The organism is Sphingobacterium sp. B29 (assembly GCF_001952815.1).
In the GTDB taxonomy this organism is placed as follows: Bacteria; Bacteroidota; Bacteroidia; order Sphingobacteriales; family Sphingobacteriaceae; genus Sphingobacterium; species Sphingobacterium siyangense.
The window spans coordinates 815,227-836,279 of record NZ_CP019158.1 but is presented as its reverse complement, the minus strand read 5'-3'; the positions used below and the strand labels follow the sequence as shown (position 1 = coordinate 836,279).

At 39.1% G+C, this 21,053-nt stretch carries 17 protein-coding genes; 7 read left to right on the top strand and 10 right to left on the bottom strand.

The annotated features are described in order from the left end of the window. Positions 1–21 precede the first annotated feature (21 nt). A complete protein-coding gene (locus BV902_RS03460) occupies positions 22–1,899 on the top strand; it encodes a M1 family metallopeptidase (protein WP_075990796.1) in 1,878 nt (625 codons plus the stop codon). Between the two features lie 102 nt (positions 1,900–2,001). Here BV902_RS03460 and BV902_RS03455 read toward each other — a convergent pair whose 3' ends face one another. After that, on the bottom strand, positions 2,002–3,123 hold the full coding sequence (locus BV902_RS03455) for a glycoside hydrolase family protein (RefSeq protein WP_216640430.1): 1,122 nt from the start codon (positions 3,121–3,123) through the stop codon (positions 2,002–2,004). Between the two features lie 375 nt (positions 3,124–3,498). Between BV902_RS03455 and hemW the strand changes: the two genes are divergently transcribed. Next, on the top strand, positions 3,499–4,626 hold the full coding sequence (gene hemW / locus BV902_RS03450) for a radical SAM family heme chaperone HemW (RefSeq protein ID WP_075990795.1): 1,128 nt from the start codon (positions 3,499–3,501) through the stop codon (positions 4,624–4,626). A 134-nt stretch (positions 4,627–4,760) separates the two neighbouring features. Continuing rightward, positions 4,761–6,212: a glyceraldehyde-3-phosphate dehydrogenase gene (locus BV902_RS03445; RefSeq protein WP_237241942.1), complete on the top strand. Its 1,452-nt coding sequence runs from the start codon at positions 4,761–4,763 to the stop codon at positions 6,210–6,212. An 86-nt stretch (positions 6,213–6,298) separates the two neighbouring features. Here the strand turns inward: BV902_RS03445 and BV902_RS03440 are convergent, their stop codons facing one another. Then, positions 6,299–7,543 (bottom strand): 3-deoxy-D-manno-octulosonic acid transferase, encoded by a 1,245-nt coding sequence (locus tag BV902_RS03440; protein WP_075990794.1) that lies wholly within the window; start codon positions 7,541–7,543, stop codon positions 6,299–6,301. A gap of 65 nt (positions 7,544–7,608) precedes the next feature. Here BV902_RS03440 and BV902_RS03435 point away from each other — a divergent pair, with 65 nt between their 5' ends. Next, positions 7,609–8,601, top strand: coding sequence for a UDP-glucuronic acid decarboxylase family protein (locus tag BV902_RS03435; protein WP_075990793.1), 993 nt, complete (start codon positions 7,609–7,611; stop codon positions 8,599–8,601). Further along, positions 8,601–9,632, top strand: coding sequence for a UDP-glucose 4-epimerase GalE (gene galE, locus BV902_RS03430; RefSeq protein WP_075990792.1), 1,032 nt, complete (start codon positions 8,601–8,603; stop codon positions 9,630–9,632). Before BV902_RS03435 ends, galE begins: the two co-directional genes overlap by 1 nt. A 259-nt stretch (positions 9,633–9,891) precedes the next feature. Here galE and BV902_RS03425 read toward each other — a convergent pair whose 3' ends face one another. From BV902_RS03425 to BV902_RS03390, 8 genes are all read right to left on the bottom strand, one after another. Then, on the bottom strand, positions 9,892–11,562 hold the full coding sequence (locus tag BV902_RS03425; RefSeq protein WP_157625876.1) for a helix-turn-helix transcriptional regulator: 1,671 nt from the start codon (positions 11,560–11,562) through the stop codon (positions 9,892–9,894). Positions 11,563–11,889: 327 nt separating this feature from the next. Then, positions 11,890–12,474, bottom strand: a complete 585-nt coding sequence (locus tag BV902_RS03420; protein WP_075990790.1) for a 5-formyltetrahydrofolate cyclo-ligase — start codon at positions 12,472–12,474, stop codon at positions 11,890–11,892. A gap of 245 nt (positions 12,475–12,719) precedes the next feature. Beyond that, on the bottom strand, positions 12,720–13,280 hold the full coding sequence (gene efp, locus BV902_RS03415) for an elongation factor P (protein ID WP_046674772.1): 561 nt from the start codon (positions 13,278–13,280) through the stop codon (positions 12,720–12,722). A gap of 257 nt (positions 13,281–13,537) precedes the next feature. Further along, the gene (locus BV902_RS03410) at positions 13,538–14,167 is read right to left on the bottom strand and encodes an ABC transporter ATP-binding protein (protein WP_312208582.1); all 630 of its coding nucleotides are present in this window, start codon (positions 14,165–14,167) and stop codon (positions 13,538–13,540) included. Between the two features lie 17 nt (positions 14,168–14,184). Then, a complete protein-coding gene (lpxA, locus tag BV902_RS03405) occupies positions 14,185–14,973 on the bottom strand; it encodes an acyl-ACP--UDP-N-acetylglucosamine O-acyltransferase (protein WP_075990789.1) in 789 nt (262 codons plus the stop codon). 10 nt (positions 14,974–14,983) lie between these two features. Continuing rightward, positions 14,984–16,384, bottom strand: coding sequence for a bifunctional UDP-3-O-[3-hydroxymyristoyl] N-acetylglucosamine deacetylase/3-hydroxyacyl-ACP dehydratase (locus BV902_RS03400; RefSeq protein WP_172840641.1), 1,401 nt, complete (start codon positions 16,382–16,384; stop codon positions 14,984–14,986). 139 nt (positions 16,385–16,523) lie between these two features. Further along, positions 16,524–17,564, bottom strand: coding sequence for a UDP-3-O-(3-hydroxymyristoyl)glucosamine N-acyltransferase (lpxD, locus tag BV902_RS03395; protein ID WP_075990787.1), 1,041 nt, complete (start codon positions 17,562–17,564; stop codon positions 16,524–16,526). A 33-nt stretch (positions 17,565–17,597) separates the two neighbouring features. Beyond that, positions 17,598–18,848: an HD domain-containing protein gene (locus BV902_RS03390; RefSeq protein WP_075990786.1), complete on the bottom strand. Its 1,251-nt coding sequence runs from the start codon at positions 18,846–18,848 to the stop codon at positions 17,598–17,600. Between the two features lie 220 nt (positions 18,849–19,068). On the opposite strand from BV902_RS03390, the gene BV902_RS03385 reads away from it, so the two are divergent. Both BV902_RS03385 and tsaE read left to right on the top strand, forming a co-directional pair. Then, the gene (locus BV902_RS03385) at positions 19,069–20,622 is read left to right on the top strand and encodes a T9SS response regulator signal transducer PorX (RefSeq protein ID WP_075990785.1); all 1,554 of its coding nucleotides are present in this window, start codon (positions 19,069–19,071) and stop codon (positions 20,620–20,622) included. Between the two features lie 12 nt (positions 20,623–20,634). Further along, entirely contained in the window at positions 20,635–21,045 is a 411-nt protein-coding gene (gene tsaE / locus BV902_RS03380; protein ID WP_075990784.1) for a tRNA (adenosine(37)-N6)-threonylcarbamoyltransferase complex ATPase subunit type 1 TsaE, read from the top strand. Positions 21,046–21,053 lie beyond the last annotated feature (8 nt).

The following is a 21,053-nucleotide window of genomic DNA, read 5'->3' as shown; positions in this document are numbered from 1 at the left end:
ACAATTTTGTAAGTTTGGGGCATGAAAATCAAAATAATATCCTTTTTTACACTTGCATGTGTATTAAATATTTGGGGGGCAGTAGCGAAGGCCCAAAGAAAAGGATTCTGGCAACAGAAAGTTGACTACAACATGGATGTCAACGTGGATGAAAAAGCATATCAGTACGATGGAAAAATGACCTTGAAGTACAGCAATAATTCAGGGCAGTCACTAAAAAAGGTATATTTCCATTTATATTTTAATGCGTTTCAACCAGGATCGATGATGGATTACCGCTTAAAAAACATCAGTGATCCCGACAAGCGAATGGTCACTAACCTGGGTACAAAAGAAAAACCGGTATATCAAAGCCGCATCGGAGAGCTGAAAGCCAACCAAACTGGTTATCAAAAAATCAAAAGCTTAACAGTCAATGGTGCCAACACAACATTTAAAATTGATGGAACTATTTTGGAGGTAACTTTACCAGTTGCAATCCAAGATGGCGAAACAGCGCGTTTTGATATGGAATGGACCGCACAAGTTCCGGAACAAATCAGAAGAACTGGCCGAAATTCGGCCGAAGGTGTAGCACTATCTATGGCACAATGGTATCCGAAGATGGCTCAATTCGATGAATTCGGCTGGCATTTGGATGAATATACGGGCCGTGAGTTTATTGCCCCTTTTGGCAACTTTGACGTTACCATACACCTCAATAAAAATTATGTCGTTGGTGCCTCAGGTGTTCTTCAAAATCCATCAGATGTTAAAGGCTATCAACCAAAAGCAAAAGTAAAAGCCGTCGACAATAAAGCAACCTGGCACTATAAGGCCCAAAATATCCACGATTTTGTATGGGCTGCAGACCCCAAGTTTGTCGTAGATTCCGCCTCAAGTAAAAATGGCATAAGAGTGTATACCGTGTTCTTGCCAACAGACAAAGAAGTGATCTCGAATTGGAAAACAGCAATAGGACTTTCTACCGAATTCTTTGACTTCTGTAGTGCGAAGTTTGGTAAATATCCATGGCCAACATATACCATCATTCAAGGTGGAGATGGCGGAATGGAATATGGTACAGCTACGCTTATCACAGGTGGCCGCAATCTAAAAAGCCTTGTCGGTGTAATATTCCATGAATCGGCACACTCTTGGTACCAACAATTGTTTGGGATCAACGAAACCGTAGATGAATGGTTTGATGAAGGCTTCACATCCTATGTCGAAGAGTTGGCTATGCAGCATATCTTTGAAAAAAGAGGTGCGATAGCATCTAACCCACAAATTGCAGCCTACCGTGGATATTACAAATTGGCCCTTTCAGGTAAAGAAGAACCGATGAGTTTACTGGCAGATTATTATAACACCAACTATGGCTACAGCAACGAAGCATACAACAAAGGTGCCGTGCTTGCAGAGCAGTTGGGTTATATTATTGGTCAGGAAAATTTAGAAAAAACCTTCTTGAAATTCTATGATATCTGGAAGTTTAAACATCCGACACCAAATGATTTCAAACGCGTGGCTGAAGATGTTTCCGGTATCAACTTGAAATGGTATTTCAACCTGTTTATCAATACAACACGTCAAATCGATTACGCCATTGAAAAAGTAACAGATACAGAAATCCTATTGGCCAATAAGTCCAATTTTGCCATGCCACTGGATATTCTGGTGGAATACATCGACGGAAGCAAAGAATTATTTTATATCCCTTTGCGTGAAATGCGTGGAGAAAAACCGGAAGAGCATTTTGACATTTACAAAGGTGTCAAAAGAACCGTGCTTGAGGATTGGTTCTGGACCAAACCCGACTATACTATCCATGTGTCGAAAACACCAAAAACGGTAACAATTGATCCTTCATTGCGATTAGCGGATGTAGAATCGGCAAACAACAGTTTTAGTAAGTAACTACATATACTTCCCATTATCCGAACAGATGGGAAAATCAAGGCAGCTTCCAAACCCAATATATACGACGCGGTGTGGAAGCTGTTTTTTTAATTCCATGGATTAGATACCCTTAAGCGGAATAACCATATTCCATGTACGTTCAAATTGATAGGGCTCTGAACCATCTCCCGTAGCAGCAAACAAATGCGTAGGCTTCCCATTTTCAAATAGTAAAAATGGTCGTTCAAAATTGGCCTGATGACTCGTCGTGCAATCATCCCATTGAATTGTTTTAGAATAAGCTTTTACAGACTTCGAAAGATGCCAATCTATGCCATCCTTCGAATAAGCATGTATCCCGCCCCCCTCTTCACCGCAGATCTTTCCGTAACGGTCCTTCATAATAAGTTCAAACTGCTGACCGTTATACCAGACAAATGGATCTTCTACATCGTTTTCATGATTTTGGTCTGTATGAAATGAAAAAATGGGCTTGTCCGATAAACGGCGATAAGGTCCGAGGAAAGAATCCGCTTGCGCGGCTCCCAATAAAAGTGGTGGATTATAATTTACTGGGGAAGATTTATAAACTAAATAAACCTTTCCGTTCGGTAAGACAACTGGCGAAGGATTTGATGTAATGGAGGCATCCCATTCCCCTTTTCGGGGATTCAAAATCGGTTGATCAACTCTTTTCCATGGCCCTGCAATTGACTTGGAATAGGCCATCCCAATACGTTTATGCATCCAGGCTTTCTGACCTAAGCCCGACTCCCATACATTTTCTGTAAAAGAGGGATTTGGTTCATCATAATTATTGCCAAAGTAATAAAGCACATAATAGTCACCATTTTTTACAATTCGAGGATTGTGTGTCGTACAGCCATCAAAATATTGCTTCCCCCGAGCAGGCAGTACAACTTCAACAAATTCGTATGGCCCTTCAGCGGTATCTGAAATAGCCCTGACGACTTCGGAATTTGTCACCCAATTACCAAACCCATATTGTTTGCTCCAACGCGAAGCAAACATATGATATCGTCCATCTTCTCCTTTTATGACCGATGGATCCCAAATCCAATAATCTTTCATCGCAAATCCTCCCCCTTTTGGCGCCGGTAATAACTTATCTATAAAGGAGTCTTCAAGACTGTCCCCCAAAGCATATCCATGGTTTGAAAACAGGAAGAAGCCAGAAACACCAGCTACATTTTTCAGAAAGTCTCGACGAGAGGTTGTCATACGTTTTACATTTATTAGAAGAAAATAATTCGTTTTTTAATCTATTTGATAGGCTCCCATGAAATAATTTACACACGACTCGTACCGATAGCTTTTTTATTTTTAGAAGGAGACTTTTGAATTCACTCCTCCTTCATCTGACATTAGGTGGTATATTGGTGCTTTCTACTAACAAATATTGACAACAAGATAAAGAATAACTAGCTTGTTGTCAATCTTCTTTTAGATAATTCTTTCATCCTATAACACTTTCTTTTTAAATCACTTCGTGTGCGGGCGGAAGAGTCCGACGAATATTTCTAGATACATCGTCGAGAAAGAAGAAATAATACGAATAAGAAGCGAAGTTGGTCAGGTCTTGGTATATTTGTCCCCATGATTTATGTCCATATCCCCTTCTGTAAACAGGCTTGTCATTACTGTGACTTCCATTTTAGCACGTCACTTCAATACAAAAGTGAGATGATCAATGCCATACGACGGGAAATCGAACTCAGAGCAGCCTATTTGGAAGACAAAAAGGTCGAATCGATCTATTTTGGTGGTGGCACGCCATCCTTATTGGAAGCTGAAGAGATCGCGCGGATCATCGATACGATAGCAATGCATTTTGACATCGTAAATCACGCTGAAATTACGCTGGAAGCAAACCCCGACGATCTAAATGCGGCCAAAGTAAACAGTCTGCGGAATACAGCAATCAATCGATTCAGCATAGGCATACAGTCTTTCTTTGAAGAGGATCTTAAATGGATGAACAGAGCACATAATCAGCAGGAAGCACTGGCTTCTATCATGCGGGTGCAAGACGCGGGCTTTGAAAATATTACCTGTGATCTTATTTATGGCTACCCACTGTTGACTGATGAGAAATGGCGCCACAATATGCAACAGCTGATTGACTTTGAAATTCCCCATATTTCTTCGTATTCCATGACTGTAGAAAATAAGACAGCATTGGATCACTTCATTAAAAAAGGCTTAAGTCCAGCTATAGATTCTGATCAGGCAGCGGATCAGATGAGTCTTCTTATCCATACATTGAAAGCCGCGGGATATGAACAATATGAAATTTCCAATTTTGCAAAAAATGGCCTATATGCACGTCATAACACAAATTATTGGAAAGGCAAACATTACCTTGGCATAGGCCCTTCAGCACATTCGTTCAATGGAACTTCCAGAGCTTGGAATGTTTCCAACAACGCGAAATATATGACCTCAATCAATTCAAACCAACTTCCCCTGGAAATTGAGGAGCTTTCTACGCTGGACCAGATCAACGAAAGTATCATGACTTCGCTAAGAACCATGTGGGGACTGGATTTGATTGCGCTGGAAAGCAAATTCGGGCAATCTGTCAAAAACCGAGTCCTAAAGGATGCTGAACCATTTTTAGGAGAGAAAAATCTCGTTTTGGAAGAAAACAAATTACGCTTGACGGATCCCGGTAAATTAATGGCTGATCATATCATGTCTGAATTATTCATAATAGAGGATTAACAAATAAATCACCAATATTTTATTAAAATAATAATATTAAGAGTGTTTACATTTAAAAAATTACGAAAATAAAAATATAAATCTATTTTCTAGGCGGTTTGTACTATGTTTGCAACATAATCTATTATAAAATTATGATGTCACACAAGCCATCTTTTGATTTAGAGATCAAAAGTTACAGAGAGCAACAAAACGCTGCCGTAAGCTTAATTCAAATTGTCAGTAACCTGTGGTATAACCACGCTATTGAACTTGTCTTTTTTCGAAATCAACTCATTGATGTAAAATCGAGTTCAATTCTCAACCTGATCAAGGAAAGCGTCCTCCTTACCGACGAGCCATTCCATATTTTTGACACCCTCCACGTGGCACAGGCATTGGAAAAACTCACGCTATCACCTGCGCGTATCGATATCGGAAAACTTACCTTACAGGTCAAGAAACAGACTATTGACAACAACGATCTGCCTAGTTTTATTACAAATGAATTAAAAGATATCAATCAACAAGCGGAATTAAAACCACGCGATGTTGTGCTTTATGGATTTGGCCGTATCGGCCGTTTACTCGCCCGAGAACTTATGCATAAAGCCGGTGCTGGACAGCAGCTTCGCCTTCGTGCCATTGTAACGCGAGACGCCAATGATAGCAAGTCCATATTGAAAAGAGCGACACTATTAAAAACAGATTCCATACATGGTGCGTTCGAAGGCGACGTACAGGTCGACATTCCAAATCAGGCACTTATTATCAACGGCATCACTGTCCACCTTATCTCTGCCAAACAGCCAGAGGACATCGATTATACCTATTATGGAATACAGCATGCTTTAGTCGTCGACAATACGGGTGCTTTTCGAGATGAGCACGAACTGAGTCGCCACCTGAAATCCAGAGGTACCGCCCAAGTTTTATTAACAGCACCCGGAAAAGGTGTTCCAAATATCGTATATGCAGTCAACGAAAATGATATTGACGTGCAACAGCATGCGATATTTTCCGCTGCTTCCTGTACGACCAACGCAATCTCTCCTATTTTGGCGGTCCTTGAAAATAGCATAGGCATTGAAAAAGGGCATATCGAAACCATACATTCCTATACTAACGACCAGAATCTTGTCGACAATATGCACAAGAAGTCCAGACGGGGCCGTGCCGCAGCGCTCAATATGGTGATCACAGAAACTGGAGCGGGGGCTGCCGTTTCAAAAGTATTGCCTTCACTGAAGGGCAAACTGACCTCCAATGCCATTCGCGTTCCCGTACCAAATGGATCATTGGCAATTTTAAATCTCGAAATTAAATCTAAAACTACCGTCGAAGAAATCAATGCACTTTTAAAAGAGGCATCACTACAGGGTGACCTTGTCGAACAGATTAAATTTTCTAAAGACAATGAACTCGTTTCTTCAGATATCATAGGCTCCACTGCCGCTGCGATCGTGGATGCTCCAGCGACGATAGTCTCGGCAGATGGCAGGAATGTCATTCTATATGTCTGGTACGACAATGAATACGGATATTCCCATCAGGTAATGCGTTTATCTCGTCATATTACCGGCGTAAGAAGGTATACCTATTATTAGGTACCAGTATAAAGCATCAAGAAGAACAAGAATAAATAAATCACGCGGAACCGGTGGAATATAGGCGGCGGCAGTACAGCTACCGCTTATATTTTTACAGGATTGCTTTTGAGGTATTTCATAATGATCGGTGTTGCTCCTGCTTTCTGCAGAACATATTCACGGGCCAGTTTTCCGGCCTTTTGACGGACAGTCTGATCTTGCAAAACAGCAAAGACTTTCTTTAATTCTTTAGCACTGGCAATGGCGAAACCTGATCCATTTTTCACAAGATCTTTCGCCTCCTGAAACTTCTTGAAATTTGGTCCAAATAGAACCGGTATGCCATAAGTTGCGGCTTCGAGTGTGTTATGTATCCCCATGCCAAAACCACCACCAATATAGGCCAGTTGGCCATACCCATACAAAGACGAAAGCATACCAATGTTATCGATAACCAGTACCTTTGAATCCGCTATTATTGCGGCATCGTAGGTAGTCATGTCCGAAAAGCGGAGTGCCTTCGGCCAAAGGTTAAAAATGCTCGCTAAATGTGATTCATTAATTTCATGCGGAGCCAAGATCAGCTTATAGTCTGTATTATCCAGAAGCAATTCCTGTAGCGCCTGCTCATCCTCGGGCCAGGTACTTCCTGCAACCAAGGCCGGATTTTCACCAATAAATTGGCTGATCTCGGGAATCATTTTTCTGCTTTTAGGAATGTCTACTACACGATCAAAACGTGTATCTCCGGCTAACCCTGCATTCCGTATCCCAAATTCTTTCAAAAGACGTACACTTTCTTCATTTTGCACAAAGAAGTAAGTCACATAACTTAAAATTTTCAGAAAAAAAGTACCATAGGCCTGAAAGAAAATCTGATCGGGTCTAAATATTGCTGAGATCAAAAACAAGGGAATACCCCGTCTATGCAGGCCCTCAAAAAAATAATACCAATATTCATATTTCGTAAACACAGCGAAACTTGGATTGATCAAGTCGAGAAAAAGCCGTGCGTGCTGCGCAGTATCGTAGGGGAGATAAAAAACATAATCGGCCAAAGCAGTGTTTTTTCTGATTTCATAGCCAGAGGGAGAGTAAAATGTTACAATTATTTTATGATCCAAATAATTATTTTTCACCGCTTCCAGGACAGGTCTTCCTTGCTCAAATTCCCCCAATGAAGCAAAGTGAAACCAAATATGTTTTTGGGAAGAATCAACCGTTTGTTTCATCCTCGAATACCAGTCTTTTCGTCCCGCTACCATGAGCTTGGCTTTGGCATGAAAAGGAGCCAAAATACGCAGTAAGAGTCCATAAAGAAAGATTCCAATTGAATAAAGCAAACGCATGTTTTTAAAATAATGTTTATCTTAGTCAAAGATATTAAACCCATTTCATTAAACGGAACCATTGAGTGGAAAATAAACATCGTAAACGGATTTTGATAACAGGAGCAGCTGGCTTCCTCGGTTCTCACCTTTGCGATCGCTTTATTGCGGAAGATTACGATGTCATTGGAATGGACAACCTGATAACCGGAGATCTACAGAATATAGCACATTTATTTAAGTTGGAAAATTTTGACTTCTATCATCACGATGTCTCAAAATTTGTCCACGTTCCCGGGCACTTGGATTATATCCTGCATTTCGCTTCACCAGCCAGTCCCGTTGACTACCTTAAAATTCCGATACAAACATTGAAGGTAGGATCTTTGGGCACGCATAATCTCTTGGGCCTAGCGCGTGCTAAACAAGCACGCATTTTGGTAGCCTCCACCTCTGAGGTTTATGGTGACCCACTGGTTTCACCACAATCCGAGGACTACTGGGGCAATGTAAATCCCGTGGGACCTCGTGGTGTATACGATGAAGCGAAGCGCTTCCAAGAGGCGATAACGATGGCCTATCACAATGCACATGGTCTGGAGACCCGTATTGTCAGGATATTTAACACCTTTGGTTCCAGAATGCGTCTCAATGACGGCCGAGCTATTCCCACCTTTATCGCACAAGCGATACGTGGCGAAGACATCACGATTTTTGGGGATGGTTCACAAACACGATCATTCTGTTATATTGACGACCAGGTCGAAGGCATCTTTCGCTTGTTGCATTCGGCATGTGCAACACCTATAAATATTGGTAATCCAGACGAAATCAGCTTGCTACAATTGGCCCATGAAATCGTCGAATTGACAGACAGCTCGAGTAAAATCGTCTACGAACCATTACCGGTTGATGATCCCAAACAACGAAAACCCGATATTGGCTTGGCCAAATCAAAATTAGCCTGGGAACCTCAAATAGACCGAAAAACAGGATTGAAAAAAACCATAGCATTTTACAAAAAGATCCCTTTGGATAACTTATCACATAAAGACTTTACTTACTATAATCAACAATAATGAACAAAAAAATACTAGTCACAGGAGGAACAGGTTATATCGGTTCGCACACAGTAGTCGAACTACATAAAGCAGGATATGTACCTGTCATCGTGGATGATCTGTCCAATTCAAACATCAAAATTTTGGATCAGGTTGAAAAGATCATCGGCGTTAGACCTGAATTTCACCAATTTGACCTTTGTGACACAGAACGCGTGAATGAATTTGTAAAAAACAATACCGATATCTCAGGAATTATCCATTTTGCGGCCTCTAAAGCTGTAGGTGAATCTGTACAGAAGCCTTTGAAATATTACCACAACAATTTCTTCTCGTTAATTAACTTATTAGAGGCATATCAAAATAAGCCTATTAATTTTGTCTTTTCTTCAAGCTGTACTGTATATGGTGAGCCAGACTACTTACCTGTAGACGAGAGTGCTCCCGTAAAAAAGGCAACCTCTCCTTATGGAAATACAAAACAAATTGCTGAAGAAATTCTGCAGGAAACTGCTGCTGCATATGACAACTACAATATTATTGCGCTCCGTTATTTCAACCCTGTAGGTGCACATGAGTCGGCATTGATCGGTGAATTACCAAACGGTGTTCCACAGAACCTGCTTCCTTTTATCACACAAACAGCCATTGGAAAAAGAGAAAAATTAACGGTATTTGGCTCTGATTACGACACACCGGACGGATCTTGCATCCGTGACTATATCCACGTTGTTGATTTAGCAAAAGCTCACGTTGCAGCAATCAGATTATTGGAAAAAGGCAACCCGAACGGAAAATACGATGTCTTTAATGTGGGAACAGGAAATGGATATTCTGTCCTTGAAGCGATCAAGGCTTTTGAGAAAGCTTCAGGACAAAAACTAAATTACGAATTTGGTCCACGTCGCGACGGAGATATCATCAAGGTTTACGGGGACGTCACTAAATCGGCCAATCAGTTGCATTGGAAAGCAGCACTTGGTATTGATGAAATGATGGCTTCTGCCTGGGCATGGGAAAAAAATCTGAAGGAAAATCCATTGGATTAAACAGTAGCCTCTGCGGCAGCAACAACGCATTGTATTTAGCTTAACTGTATATGACCGTCTTAAAAACTGAGGCGGTCATACTTTTAGCTGTACGAGTCCTTCCACGTCCTTTCTTTCCAATAATTCCCATCAAATTACTTCCCACTTATCATTCAAGCTGAAAAGCAGTTAGAATCGAAACTGGATTAAAATCCTTTTCGTTGAGTATATTTGGCCAGAACTAGGCCCAAAGTGTCCTTCTGCCAACTGAAGGTCGACATTAAACAAACTCCTTGTCGGAAATATATTCCATGAGCATCCCGGCCTGATCTCCGAGCTTCTTTTTCAAGCGCTGCATAGATTTTTTTATCGCGTCTGGAGTAACCCCCAATACGTTGGCTACTTCCTTATTATTTAGCCCCAGTTTCATAAGCACAATTACCCTCAGATTAGATTCCGTTATATCGGGAAATCTAGATTGTATATCCTGGAGTAAATTGGGAAACTCTTTTACAATCAATAATTTAAATTCCTGCCATTTCTCTTCAGTGATGAGATGTGACTGCAACAATATTTTTAGCTCCTCGCGATCTTTTTCAACAACATTTCCTTTTTCTTCAAGCATCGCAGAAAGTACATTTATCTGTTCATTATTGCGCTTAAGATAAGCGACGTACTCTTCCACTTGGCTTTTAGAGCTCACCAGTTCCCTGTCTAATTCTGCTTTTGTATACTTTAAATTAAGAAGCTGATATTCATAGTCACGTATCCGTTTTCTAGCACGGGATCGAACAGCATTATAAATAAAAAAGAATAACACCAATACCAATAAGCTTAATATTAGCCATAATCGCCTCTCAGCTTGCTTTTTCTTAATAACAGCTTGTGCCAGCGATAATTTATCGGCATACTTTTGCTTGTCGGCCATAAACTTCAACTGGGACAATACCGGATCACCATCTAAAAAGCGTAGTGAGTCTTGGAGACGTTCTATTCTTCTTCGTGCATTCAGCTCACGACCTATATCGTTACTTTGCATCGCCAAATTCAGCTTGTGAATCTCAAGTTCAAGTATTGTCTTCTTATCATCCGAGCCCAACAAAAGGGATTCAGCTTCCGCAATCATATGACGAACATTCTTCGTTTCCCTATTCGCTATATCTAGTCGAATCCGCATCATTAAGGCAAAGATTGTATTTCGGTCATTCCCAAGAGATCTGGAAATCTCAAGATCTTTATCTAGGAGCAATAAAGCCTTATGGTAATCCTTCATACCTTCGAACACAGCCGCCTGATTCCCTAAAATCTTCGCGTAACGTAATGAGTCATTTTCTGAAAGGGCTAAAGTTTGAGCCAATTCAAAAATTTTCATTGCCTGCAAGGTATCACCACCACTTTTCAATGTCAGTAAACCTAAATTGTCCAAGATTTCAGCTTTCAATTTCGGTGAAATTTGTTGTTGTCGTTGCCCTAAATCCAGATATTTAATTCCAGAAGTGTAATCACCTAAAGTTCCAAAAAAATAGCCAAGCTTCTTGTAAGTTTGTGTTAGGTCTAAAACAAGTTCTTTCGGTATATCTTCGAGCCCTTTCTCTCCTTCCAAGATAAAAGGTAATGCCTCAGAGGCTTTCAGACATCGATATAGGTAAAAGCCATACATTACCTTTACCCAAACGCGTACGTTTTGATAGCTATAACCTTCTTCAAGGTCCAGCGCTTTTAAATAGTATTTATCACTAAAGTTATTTCTTGCACCCTCGTCATTAAACGACTGATCCGCCAGTAAACAATAATAGATTGCCAAAAGTGCCTTATCATTTTTTCGTACCGCTTGGCTAAAATATGGCGCAAGATACCTGCTCAACGACATACTAGAGGATTGATATTGCGCTGATTCTTTTATAATTGTTTCGTAAAAGTTCTTCTCTTCTATCGAGGAATTGGAATCCATTAAATCCATCCCATAGACAACACGACAAGGTATGATTGTTAGGAAAAGAAAAAATAGAAAACATCGAAACATATCGGCACAGGCATTGAATTTCGCAATAAAAATAAAAAATAATTTTAATTAAATCATCATGAGACAAAATCAACCAACCACAAACACAGTTAAGATTTAGACCGTAATCATGCCTTACATTCTTCAATTAAAAATAACAATAGTGTATTAAATAATACGCTACTATTGTTCGCGAATTAAACAAAGCAGCCACTTTTTAAAAAGCCTTGTGACTATTCACAAAAAGCGGTGAGATTCTTTTTCTGACCAATAGTATTACTTGTCATCAAAAAAATGATAAATATGATCTGGTGTAATAGCTTTCGTTAATTGGACATCATATTCATTTTTATCTGCAATAACATCAATTGGATTAAAAAAAGATAGTCCGACACGCTGTACACCAACTTTACAGGACGAGAAAAAACGGTCATAAAACCCCTTCCCATAACCTACCCTGTATCCGGAAAGATCAAAAATTAACAACGGCACTATAATCATATCAATAACCGATGAAGCGACCTTAATGCCGGATATTGGCTCTGGAATACCCCAGTTGTTCGTCTCAAATAGTGTATGTTCATCCAATATGAAATGTTGCATCGAGTAATCATCAAAATTAGATCGCGAAACAACGATCTTTATCTGTGGAAAAAACGCTTGAATATAATTTATTATTAAATATGTATTGGGTTCGTGGTATTTCCCTATGGGAAGGAAAATATGCAAAAATTCGACCCTTGAGAGATCAAGCTTTGTAAATTGCGAAAGTAATCGTTCATTGAGCGCAGTTTCTCTCTCTAAAGACAATTGACATCGCTTAGTTTTATATTCAAGTCGTAATTCTTGTTTCGATTTCATTTGTAGAATAGTTATTCCTAAAATTTATTTCCCTTTCTTACCAAAATCCCCCATCACTTATGCCAAGATCAATCAAAAATAGCATTCCTTCCAATTCAATTTTTATTTAAGCTTCAAAAGCAAATAGAAATTCTGGTTCAGAATAGAAAAACCAGGTGTTAAACGCAGTCTAGTCATAAAAAAAAACGGCCTTGTAGCGAGCGCTAACAAGACCGAATAATCAACCTAAACCTAAAATCTTTCTATTATTTTACGCGCTCGATATAATTACCTGTTTGCGTATCGACTCTTACTTTCTCACCTTGATTAATGAACAACGGTACCATAATTTCAACACCAGTCTCTACAGTTGCTTTTTTCAACGCATTTGTAGAAGTATCTCCTTTTACAGCCGGTTCAGTATATGTAATTTCTAACTCAACACTTTTTGGAGCTTCTGCCATGATAGGCTCATCACTTTCAAAAGCAATAATTACAGTCATTCCCTCTTTCAAGAAACGAGCTGAATCACCGAACAAAAATTTAGGAATATTGAATTGCTCGTATGTATTGTTATCCATTACCACGAAGAAATCTCCATCCTCATACAAATACTGATAATCGCTAGTTTCTACACGTGCAATTTCTACAGATTCGTCAACTCTAAAACGGTATTCAACTAACTTACCAGTTTTAACATTACGCATTCTCGCTTGATAAAACGCACGTAAATTGCCTGGTGTACGGTGTATATATTCTTCTACGGATACTAATTCTCCATTAAATCTTAAGATATTTCCTGATTTTACCTCTGATGCCTTAGCCATTCTTTGAATTGAACTTTAAACGGTTATCTCATTATTGAGTCGTCAAAAGTACAAAAACTAATTGTGTTATTAAAATTTCATTCGCTACTTTTTTTTCTGAAAGTGTTTGTTTTTATTGGCCGGAGAGAACCTTCAGTTCACTTTCGTAGCTGTTAATGGTTATGCAATCTTGACGGTTTATGGGAAATAATCATTTTTGATACAGGACAAAAAACTTTTCTCCTATTTTTAATAGGGCAGAAACAATTGTTGATCCCCTAAGACTTGAAATCGACGATAGAAATACTTTCATCGCAGAATTCATACTCTTTTTTTTGGTTGGAACAGACGATAAACAATCTAGATTCCACTTTTGTGCGCTCAATTAAACGAAGATACCATTGTTCACCCGCACTATCCAAATTACTTGTAGGCTCATCCAACAAAACCAAGGCAGATGCAGAACAACAAGCTAGCGCTAGCTTTACACGTTGACGCATGCCTGATGAAAAAAACCGGATCTCTCTGTCAAGCGCATGTTCCAATCCCAATACGTTTACAACAGTTTCTTTATCAAAAGAAGGAAGATAATTTTTAAATTTAAAATGAAAATCAATCAGCTCGTTTAAGGTAAACTCCTCGATCAGTTCAACATAAGGAGCTGCGAGAGACAGCTGCTGATATATAGTTTCCACACCTAGGACTTGGTCTCCATCCGTGTAGATCAATTCACCCGATGAGGGTGTCAAACTACTTGAAAGCACTTTTAGGAAAGTGGACTTCCCAGAACCATTATGGCCAAGGATGGCATAACTCTTGCCGGACTCGAAGGTATAGTTTATATGCCTAAAAATCCATTCATTGTTATACCTCCTACCAATATCTTTTAATGTAATTTTCAAATTCACTAGAATCGACAACGCGACTACATCGCTCTATTATTGAATCCTTTCATGATACCCCGACCGGAGTTCCGAATAAAATCCAAAATTTCATCACGGATTTCCGTTGCCTGATATTCAGCTTCTATAATTTCTATTGCTTTAGCCAGGTTTCTGTTTTGGACAAAAAGAATTCGATAAAGATTCTGAATCTCGGCAATTTGCTCTTCCGAAAATCCTCTTCTTCTCAATCCAACAGAATTAATACCAGCATAAGAAATCGGTTCACGTGCGGCCTTAACAAAAGGAGGAATATCCTTACGCACCAATGAACCACCGGTAACAAATGCATGCGAACCAATTTTGACAAATTGGTGAACAGCAACCATTCCAGCAAGTACAACATAATCACCTACTGTAATATGTCCAGCAAGTGTACTGTTGTTCGAAAAAACACAATTATCACCTACTTCACAATCATGTGCAACATGACTATAAGCTTGGATCAAACAGTTTTTTCCAATGACCGTTTTATACCTATCCTTGGTTCCTCTATTGATTGTTACACACTCACGAATGGTTGTATTGTCTCCAATTTCAGCTGTGGTAATCTCACCATCAAATTTTAAATCTTGAGGTTCCCCAGAGATTACTGCACCGGGATATATTTTACAGTTTTTTCCAATTCGAGCTCCATCCATGATCGTCACATTTGATCCTATCCAAGTGCCTTCACCAATGACGACATCTTTATAAATGGTTACAAATGGCTCGATGACCACATTTTTAGCAATTTTTGCCTCCGGATGAATATAAGCTAATGGCTGTATCATCTATACTACTTTAGTTGTTATTTACTCTTACGATCTGTGCCATAAGCTCCGCTTCACACACGATTTTCTCTCCTACCATAGCCACACCTTTCATTTTTGCGATACCTCTTCGGATCGGCTCCATCAAGTCACATCTAAAAATAACAGAATCCCCTGGAGTTACCTGCGCTTTAAAACGTGCATTTTCAATTTTAAGGAATAAGGTCAACCAATTCTCTGGATCAGGGACCGTCTTCAGTACTAAAATTCCCCCTGTTTGTGCCATAGCCTCTACTTGCAAAACACCAGGGAATAATGGTGCACCAGGAAAATGTCCCATAAATAAATCTTCGTTCATGGTAACATTCTTCAAACCCACAACATGTGTTTCTGTCAACTCAAGAATTTTATCGACCATAAGCATGGGTTGACGATGAGGTAAAATCTTCATGATTTCTACCGTATCGTATAATGCCGGCATATTGGGATCGTAAACTTTAATTTTTTTACGTGTTTTATCTTTCTTGATCTGCTCCTTTATCTTTTTTGCAAAAGCCACATTCGCTGCATGGCCAGGCCGTGCAGCCATAATATGCCCTTTCAAAGGTCTTCCGACTAGCGCTAAATCTCCAACCATGTCCAACAATTTATGTCGAGCAGGTTCATTTTGGTAACGCAATTGATTATTGTTTAATATTCCTTCCTTAGCAACTGCAACGGTTTCTTTATGAAAAAGATGCGCTAATTTTTGCAATTCCTCAGGAGAAGTCTCCTTGTCCACAATAACGATTGCATTACTTAAATCACCACCTTTAATAAGGCCATGATCAACCAACATTTCCAATTCGTGTAAAAAACAAAACGTACGCGAAGAGGCTATTTCAGATTTAAAATCCTCAATCGATGTTATTGCTGCATGTTGACTTCCCAACACAGGCGAATTAAAATCGATCATACAAGTCAAACGATAACCATCCATTGGCATGCCCAGTATCTCGACTTTGCGATCTGGCTCTGCATAATGAATATTATTCGAAATCTCATAATAATCCCGATCAGCATCTTGTTCTTCAAATCCCGCTTCCTCTAACAACTTCACAAAAATAGCTGAACTACCGTCTAGAATTGGTATTTCAGGACCATCAATATCAATCAGCACATTATCAATTTGTAAACCAATTAACGATGCCATCAAATGTTCAATTGTACTCACACTTGCTCCATTCTGCGTTATTGTCGTCCCCCTGGAGGTATCCGTAACATTATCCGCATCAACCAAAATTTCTGGTTGCCCCTCTAAATCTACACGTCTGAACTTAAACCAGTGATTTTCCGGAGCGGGTTTAATAGTCATCGATACAATTTTTCCTGTATGAAGACCTACCCCCGAAATTTCAACCTCGTTTTTGATGGTTCTCTGTTTTACATTCATTTCTAATAACATATTTTTAAATCAAAACTTCTTTTGACAAAACATTTATCCTTTAAGCTATATCGATTTTCGCCATCGCCTTGCTAGGAATGATTATTTCATCACAATTAAAGAACAGTTTATTTTCAATGAAAAATAATTATTTCAATTTTTTTTCTACTAACTTTTCTAACTCTTGGATTCGTTTTTCCAACTCAGGAAGACGTGCAAAAATTACATTGGAGCGCAACTGCGGCTGGTAAGGCATCACTGGCGTACCGCCCCACTTTTTACCTTCTTCTTTAATCGATCTATTCACTCCTGATTGGGCTTGGATTTGAGATCCCTTTGCAACAACAATATGTCCAACGACACCAACCTGACCTCCTAAAACCACATGTTCTCCAATTTTTGAACTACCAGAAATACCTGTTTGCGCTGCGATTACGGTATTCTTTCCAATATCAACATTATGTGCAATTTGAATCAAATTATCCAACTTAACACCATCGCGCACTATTGTAGCGCCCATTGTTGCCCTATCGATTACAGTATTGGCGCCAATCTCGACATTATCCTCCACTTGCACATAACCAATCTGAGGTACTTTTTTATATGTTCCGTCTTCTTGTGGAGCAAATCCAAATCCATCCGATCCAATCACAACACCAGAATGTACTACCACATTTTTCCCAATCTTACAATCATGATAAATCTTTACGCCCGGGTAGAGTGTTGTATTATCGCCAATCGTAACTTTATCGCCAATATAGACTTGTGGGTAGATTTTCACGTTATCTCCAATGGAAGCCCCACGCCCAATATATACGAATGCACCAATATAACCTCCTTGGCCGATCTCCGCTTCAGCATGTATAAAATGTGGTTCCTCACGTCCGCTTTTGTCAAGACGAAACTCATTATACATATTCAAAATAGTAGAGAAAGCAGCATATGCATTCTTAACCCTTATGATCGTCAATGTTGGCTTAGTTGCCTGCGTCAATTGTAAATCTTCATTAACAATTACAATCGAGGCATCAGTAGTATAAATAAAATGCTCATATTTTGGATTTGACAAAAAAGAAAGATCGCCTTTTTTACCTTCCTCAATTTTGGCAAGGTTACCTACAGTAACTTCTGGATTTCCTTCAATCCGTCCTTCTAATAATGTCCCTATTTGTTGCGCAGTAAATTGCATGGTACAAATCTATGTTTTTTTATTAAAAAATAACTACTTGATGGAAGTAATTGCAACATATCCCACCTCTTTTGGATAACATAAGGCGTATTTAGCTACATTTTTCGACAGTGCTTCCAAATTACCTAGATCAGAAGCCTCCGTTATATCGACGAGCTCGCCCGATTTCAATAGTATTTTAATTTGATCCCTGGAAGAATTATAGGCCCGGTTTTGAATTTCTTGCATAAATACATAATAATGGATATCCTCTTGAGCCACCCCCATCTCAGCTTGTACTTTCGCCTTTACTAAATCAACATATTCTGGCAAGAATGGCTTATCACTCATGACAGATCGATATAAATTACGTTTCATAACACGTTGGCACATTGTACTTAAAATAGGATCCTCATGACGTTCCCATGTTTTTATGGCAGACATAATATCCGTATCATCTAAACGAGTAAACCAATCCAAATGTAACGGGTCATCCAAAAAGTTAGTTTTGTTGACCTGCTGGCTTAAAAACCAATGAAACGCCGGAGTAGAAAAGAGCTTATGGCCAGCAGCCGTCAAATATTTTGCCCGCTGCAGAATTTTAATCAATAACTGTTCCGCACCGATAACGGTCTTGTGTAAATAGACTTGCCAATACATCAACCGCCGCGCAATCAGAAATTTCTCTACAGAATAAAGTGCTTTATACTCCACCACTATTTCATCCTCCACCACATTGAGCATTTTTATAATCCGGTCAAATGAGATGACGCCTTCCGATACGCCTGTAAAAAAACTATCTCTATTGAGGTAGTCCATTCGATCAACATCCAATTGGCTCGACACCAATTGATGAAGAAATTTACGTTCGTATTTATTATTAAAGATTGTAATTGCAAGACTTAGTCTTCCACCCAGATCATTGTTGATTCGATCCATTAAAAGGGAAGACAATAGCTCATGAGAAACACCTTCAATCAAACTATGCTCCAAGGAATGTGAAAAAGGGCCGTGACCTATATCATGCAGCAATATTGCCGACAGAACAGCCTCCTCTTCATCCCCTGAAATTATAACACCTTTACTCCTCAAAGTTTCCAATGCCATCGACATCAAATGCATCGCTCCTATGGCATGCTGAAAACGAGTATGCAAAGCTCCGGGATAGACGAGATGTGTCATGCTCACCTGCTTAATATAGCGGAGCCTTTGGAAATAAGGATGTTGCACTAGGTCAAAGACCAATCCTGTAGGAATAGCGACAAATCCATATACCGGATCATTAATAATTTTATTTTTGTTCAATGTGGAGACAAATTAATACGATCATCAACACTATAAATATGAAACCGAGCCCTTTAATCGTGAACTCCTGGTTAACACTAGTATAAACTTAAAACAAAGATAGTTAGTTCATCGTTAAGAAATGTTAAAAATAAAATCTGAAGCACGATATTTGCTTATGTTAGTATGAGATCGAAAATCCGATCCTCCCCTCTACTACTAATAGACATATAATAACAAGATGCAAAAAACACATATTCTTTGGGCTGACGATGAAATTGACTTTCTAAAACCACACATTTTATTTTTAGAAAGCAAAGGTTACAAAGTTGACACAGTCAACAATGGAAATGATGCCGTTGAAGCCTTTAAAAATGGTTTTTTCCACCTCGTTTTCTTAGACGAAAATATGCCTGGGCTAACCGGGCTCGAAACACTTGCCATACTCAAATCGATCAACCCTACTGTCCCCGTTGTTCTGGTCACAAAAAATGAAGAAGAACATGTCATGGAAGATGCCATTGGCTCCAAAATAGATGATTATCTTATCAAGCCGGTCAACCCCAAGCAGATCTTGATGACAATAAAAAAATTAACGGAGAACAAACGTCTTGTCAATGAGAAAACATCCATGGCTTATCAACAAGACTTCCGCAATTTGGGGATGATCCTGAATGACAATCTGGATTTCAACCAATGGTCAGAAGTTTACAAAAAACTTGTCTACTGGGAATTGTCCCTCGAAAAGCTTGAAGATAACAATATGCATGAAATTCTGACGATGCAAAAATCTGAAGCAAACATGCAATTCTCCAAATTTATAGAAAACAACTATATCCAGTGGATTAATCGTCCTGAAAACGCGCCCATTCTATCACACCAGCTATTTAAGAAGAAGGTATTTCCGACCATAGAAGATGATATACCGACATTTTTCTTTTTAATAGACAATTTGCGTTTCGATCAATGGAAAATTATCAATGAGGTAATTACGGACTATTTTAGACTTGAGGAGGAGATAAACTATTACAGTATTTTACCAACAGCAACACAATATGCTAGAAATGCCATCTTTAGTGGATTAACTCCACTGGAAATGGAAAAACGCTTCCCGAAATTATGGCAAAACGATGAAGATGAAGGTGGCAAGAATTTATATGAGGATAAATTTTTGGAAGATCAGATCAAGCGACTTTACCGCAAATCCATAAAACACTCCTACACGAAAATTTTGACCCTGGAACAAGGAAAAGACGTGTTAGACAATCTCGGTAATTTGATGCACAATCAACTGAATGTATTGGTGTATAACTTTGTTGACATGCTTTCGCACGCACGTACGGACAGCTCTATGATTCGTGAATTAGCAAACGATGAAGCGGCTTATCGCTCCCTCACTTTGTCATGGTTTGAACACTCACCTCTATTGGAGGCTTTAAAATGGCTTTCACAAAAGAAAGTTCGTGTGATTATTACAACCGACCATGGCACGATCCGTGTAAAAAAGCCAAGTAAAATTGTTGGTGATCGAAATACAAATACAAATTTGAGATATAAGCAAGGGAAAAATCTAAACTATATTGACAAAGATGTTTTTGCTATCAAAAATCCCCACGAGGCACAGTTGCCTAAACTTCATGTTAGTTCAACATACGTTTTTGCCAAAGAAGATTCGTATTTTGTTTACCCCAACAATTACAATCAATTTGTCAATTACTTTAATGGAACATTCCAACATGGCGGAATCTCTTTGGAAGAAATGATTATCCCCTTTGCGACATACTTACCGAAATAGTAATTTTGCAACATGGAAATCATTGTAAATACGACAGCAGATCTATCTCAAGCGGCTCAGACACTTTTAAATAGCTTTCCAAAAGACCGGATTTTTCTATTATATGGTTCAATGGGAGCAGGAAAGACAACTTTTGTAAAACACCTGTGCAAACAATTGAACGTACAAGATAGTACATCTAGTCCAACATTCTCCATTGTTAATGAATATGAGTCTCCCGCAGGCCCCATATATCACTTTGATTTTTATCGCATTAAAGATGAGCAGGAGGCTTTCGATTTTGGCTATGAGGAATATTTCTATTCAGGTGCATATTGCTTTGTTGAATGGCCGGAGAAAATCCCCAATTTACTTCCTGAAGAAGCAAAAGAGATACATATTAGCATCATAGATGCAACAACACGTAAAATTTCTATTCGTTAACCTCCTTT

What these genes read in the sequence shown, in the direction of transcription:
- BV902_RS03460 (WP_075990796.1), top strand. Translation starts at nt 22, where the DNA reads ATGAAAATCAAAATAATATCCTTTTTTACACTTGCATGTGTATTAAAT.
- BV902_RS03455 (WP_216640430.1), bottom strand. Translation starts at nt 3,123, where the DNA reads ATGACAACCTCTCGTCGAGACTTTCTGAAAAATGTAGCTGGTGTTTCT.
- hemW (WP_075990795.1), top strand. Translation starts at nt 3,499, where the DNA reads ATGATTTATGTCCATATCCCCTTCTGTAAACAGGCTTGTCATTACTGT.
- BV902_RS03445 (WP_237241942.1), top strand. Translation starts at nt 4,761, where the DNA reads ATGATGTCACACAAGCCATCTTTTGATTTAGAGATCAAAAGTTACAGA.
- BV902_RS03440 (WP_075990794.1), bottom strand. Translation starts at nt 7,543, where the DNA reads ATGCGTTTGCTTTATTCAATTGGAATCTTTCTTTATGGACTCTTACTG.
- galE (WP_075990792.1), top strand. Translation starts at nt 8,601, where the DNA reads ATGAACAAAAAAATACTAGTCACAGGAGGAACAGGTTATATCGGTTCG.
- BV902_RS03425 (WP_157625876.1), bottom strand. Translation starts at nt 11,562, where the DNA reads ATGGATTCCAATTCCTCGATAGAAGAGAAGAACTTTTACGAAACAATT.
- BV902_RS03420 (WP_075990790.1), bottom strand. Translation starts at nt 12,474, where the DNA reads ATGAAATCGAAACAAGAATTACGACTTGAATATAAAACTAAGCGATGT.
- efp (WP_046674772.1), bottom strand. Translation starts at nt 13,280, where the DNA reads ATGGCTAAGGCATCAGAGGTAAAATCAGGAAATATCTTAAGATTTAAT.
- lpxA (WP_075990789.1), bottom strand. Translation starts at nt 14,973, where the DNA reads ATGATACAGCCATTAGCTTATATTCATCCGGAGGCAAAAATTGCTAAA.
- BV902_RS03400 (WP_172840641.1), bottom strand. Translation starts at nt 16,384, where the DNA reads ATGAATGTAAAACAGAGAACCATCAAAAACGAGGTTGAAATTTCGGGG.
- lpxD (WP_075990787.1), bottom strand. Translation starts at nt 17,564, where the DNA reads ATGCAATTTACTGCGCAACAAATAGGGACATTATTAGAAGGACGGATT.
- BV902_RS03385 (WP_075990785.1), top strand. Translation starts at nt 19,069, where the DNA reads ATGCAAAAAACACATATTCTTTGGGCTGACGATGAAATTGACTTTCTA.
- tsaE (WP_075990784.1), top strand. Translation starts at nt 20,635, where the DNA reads ATGGAAATCATTGTAAATACGACAGCAGATCTATCTCAAGCGGCTCAG.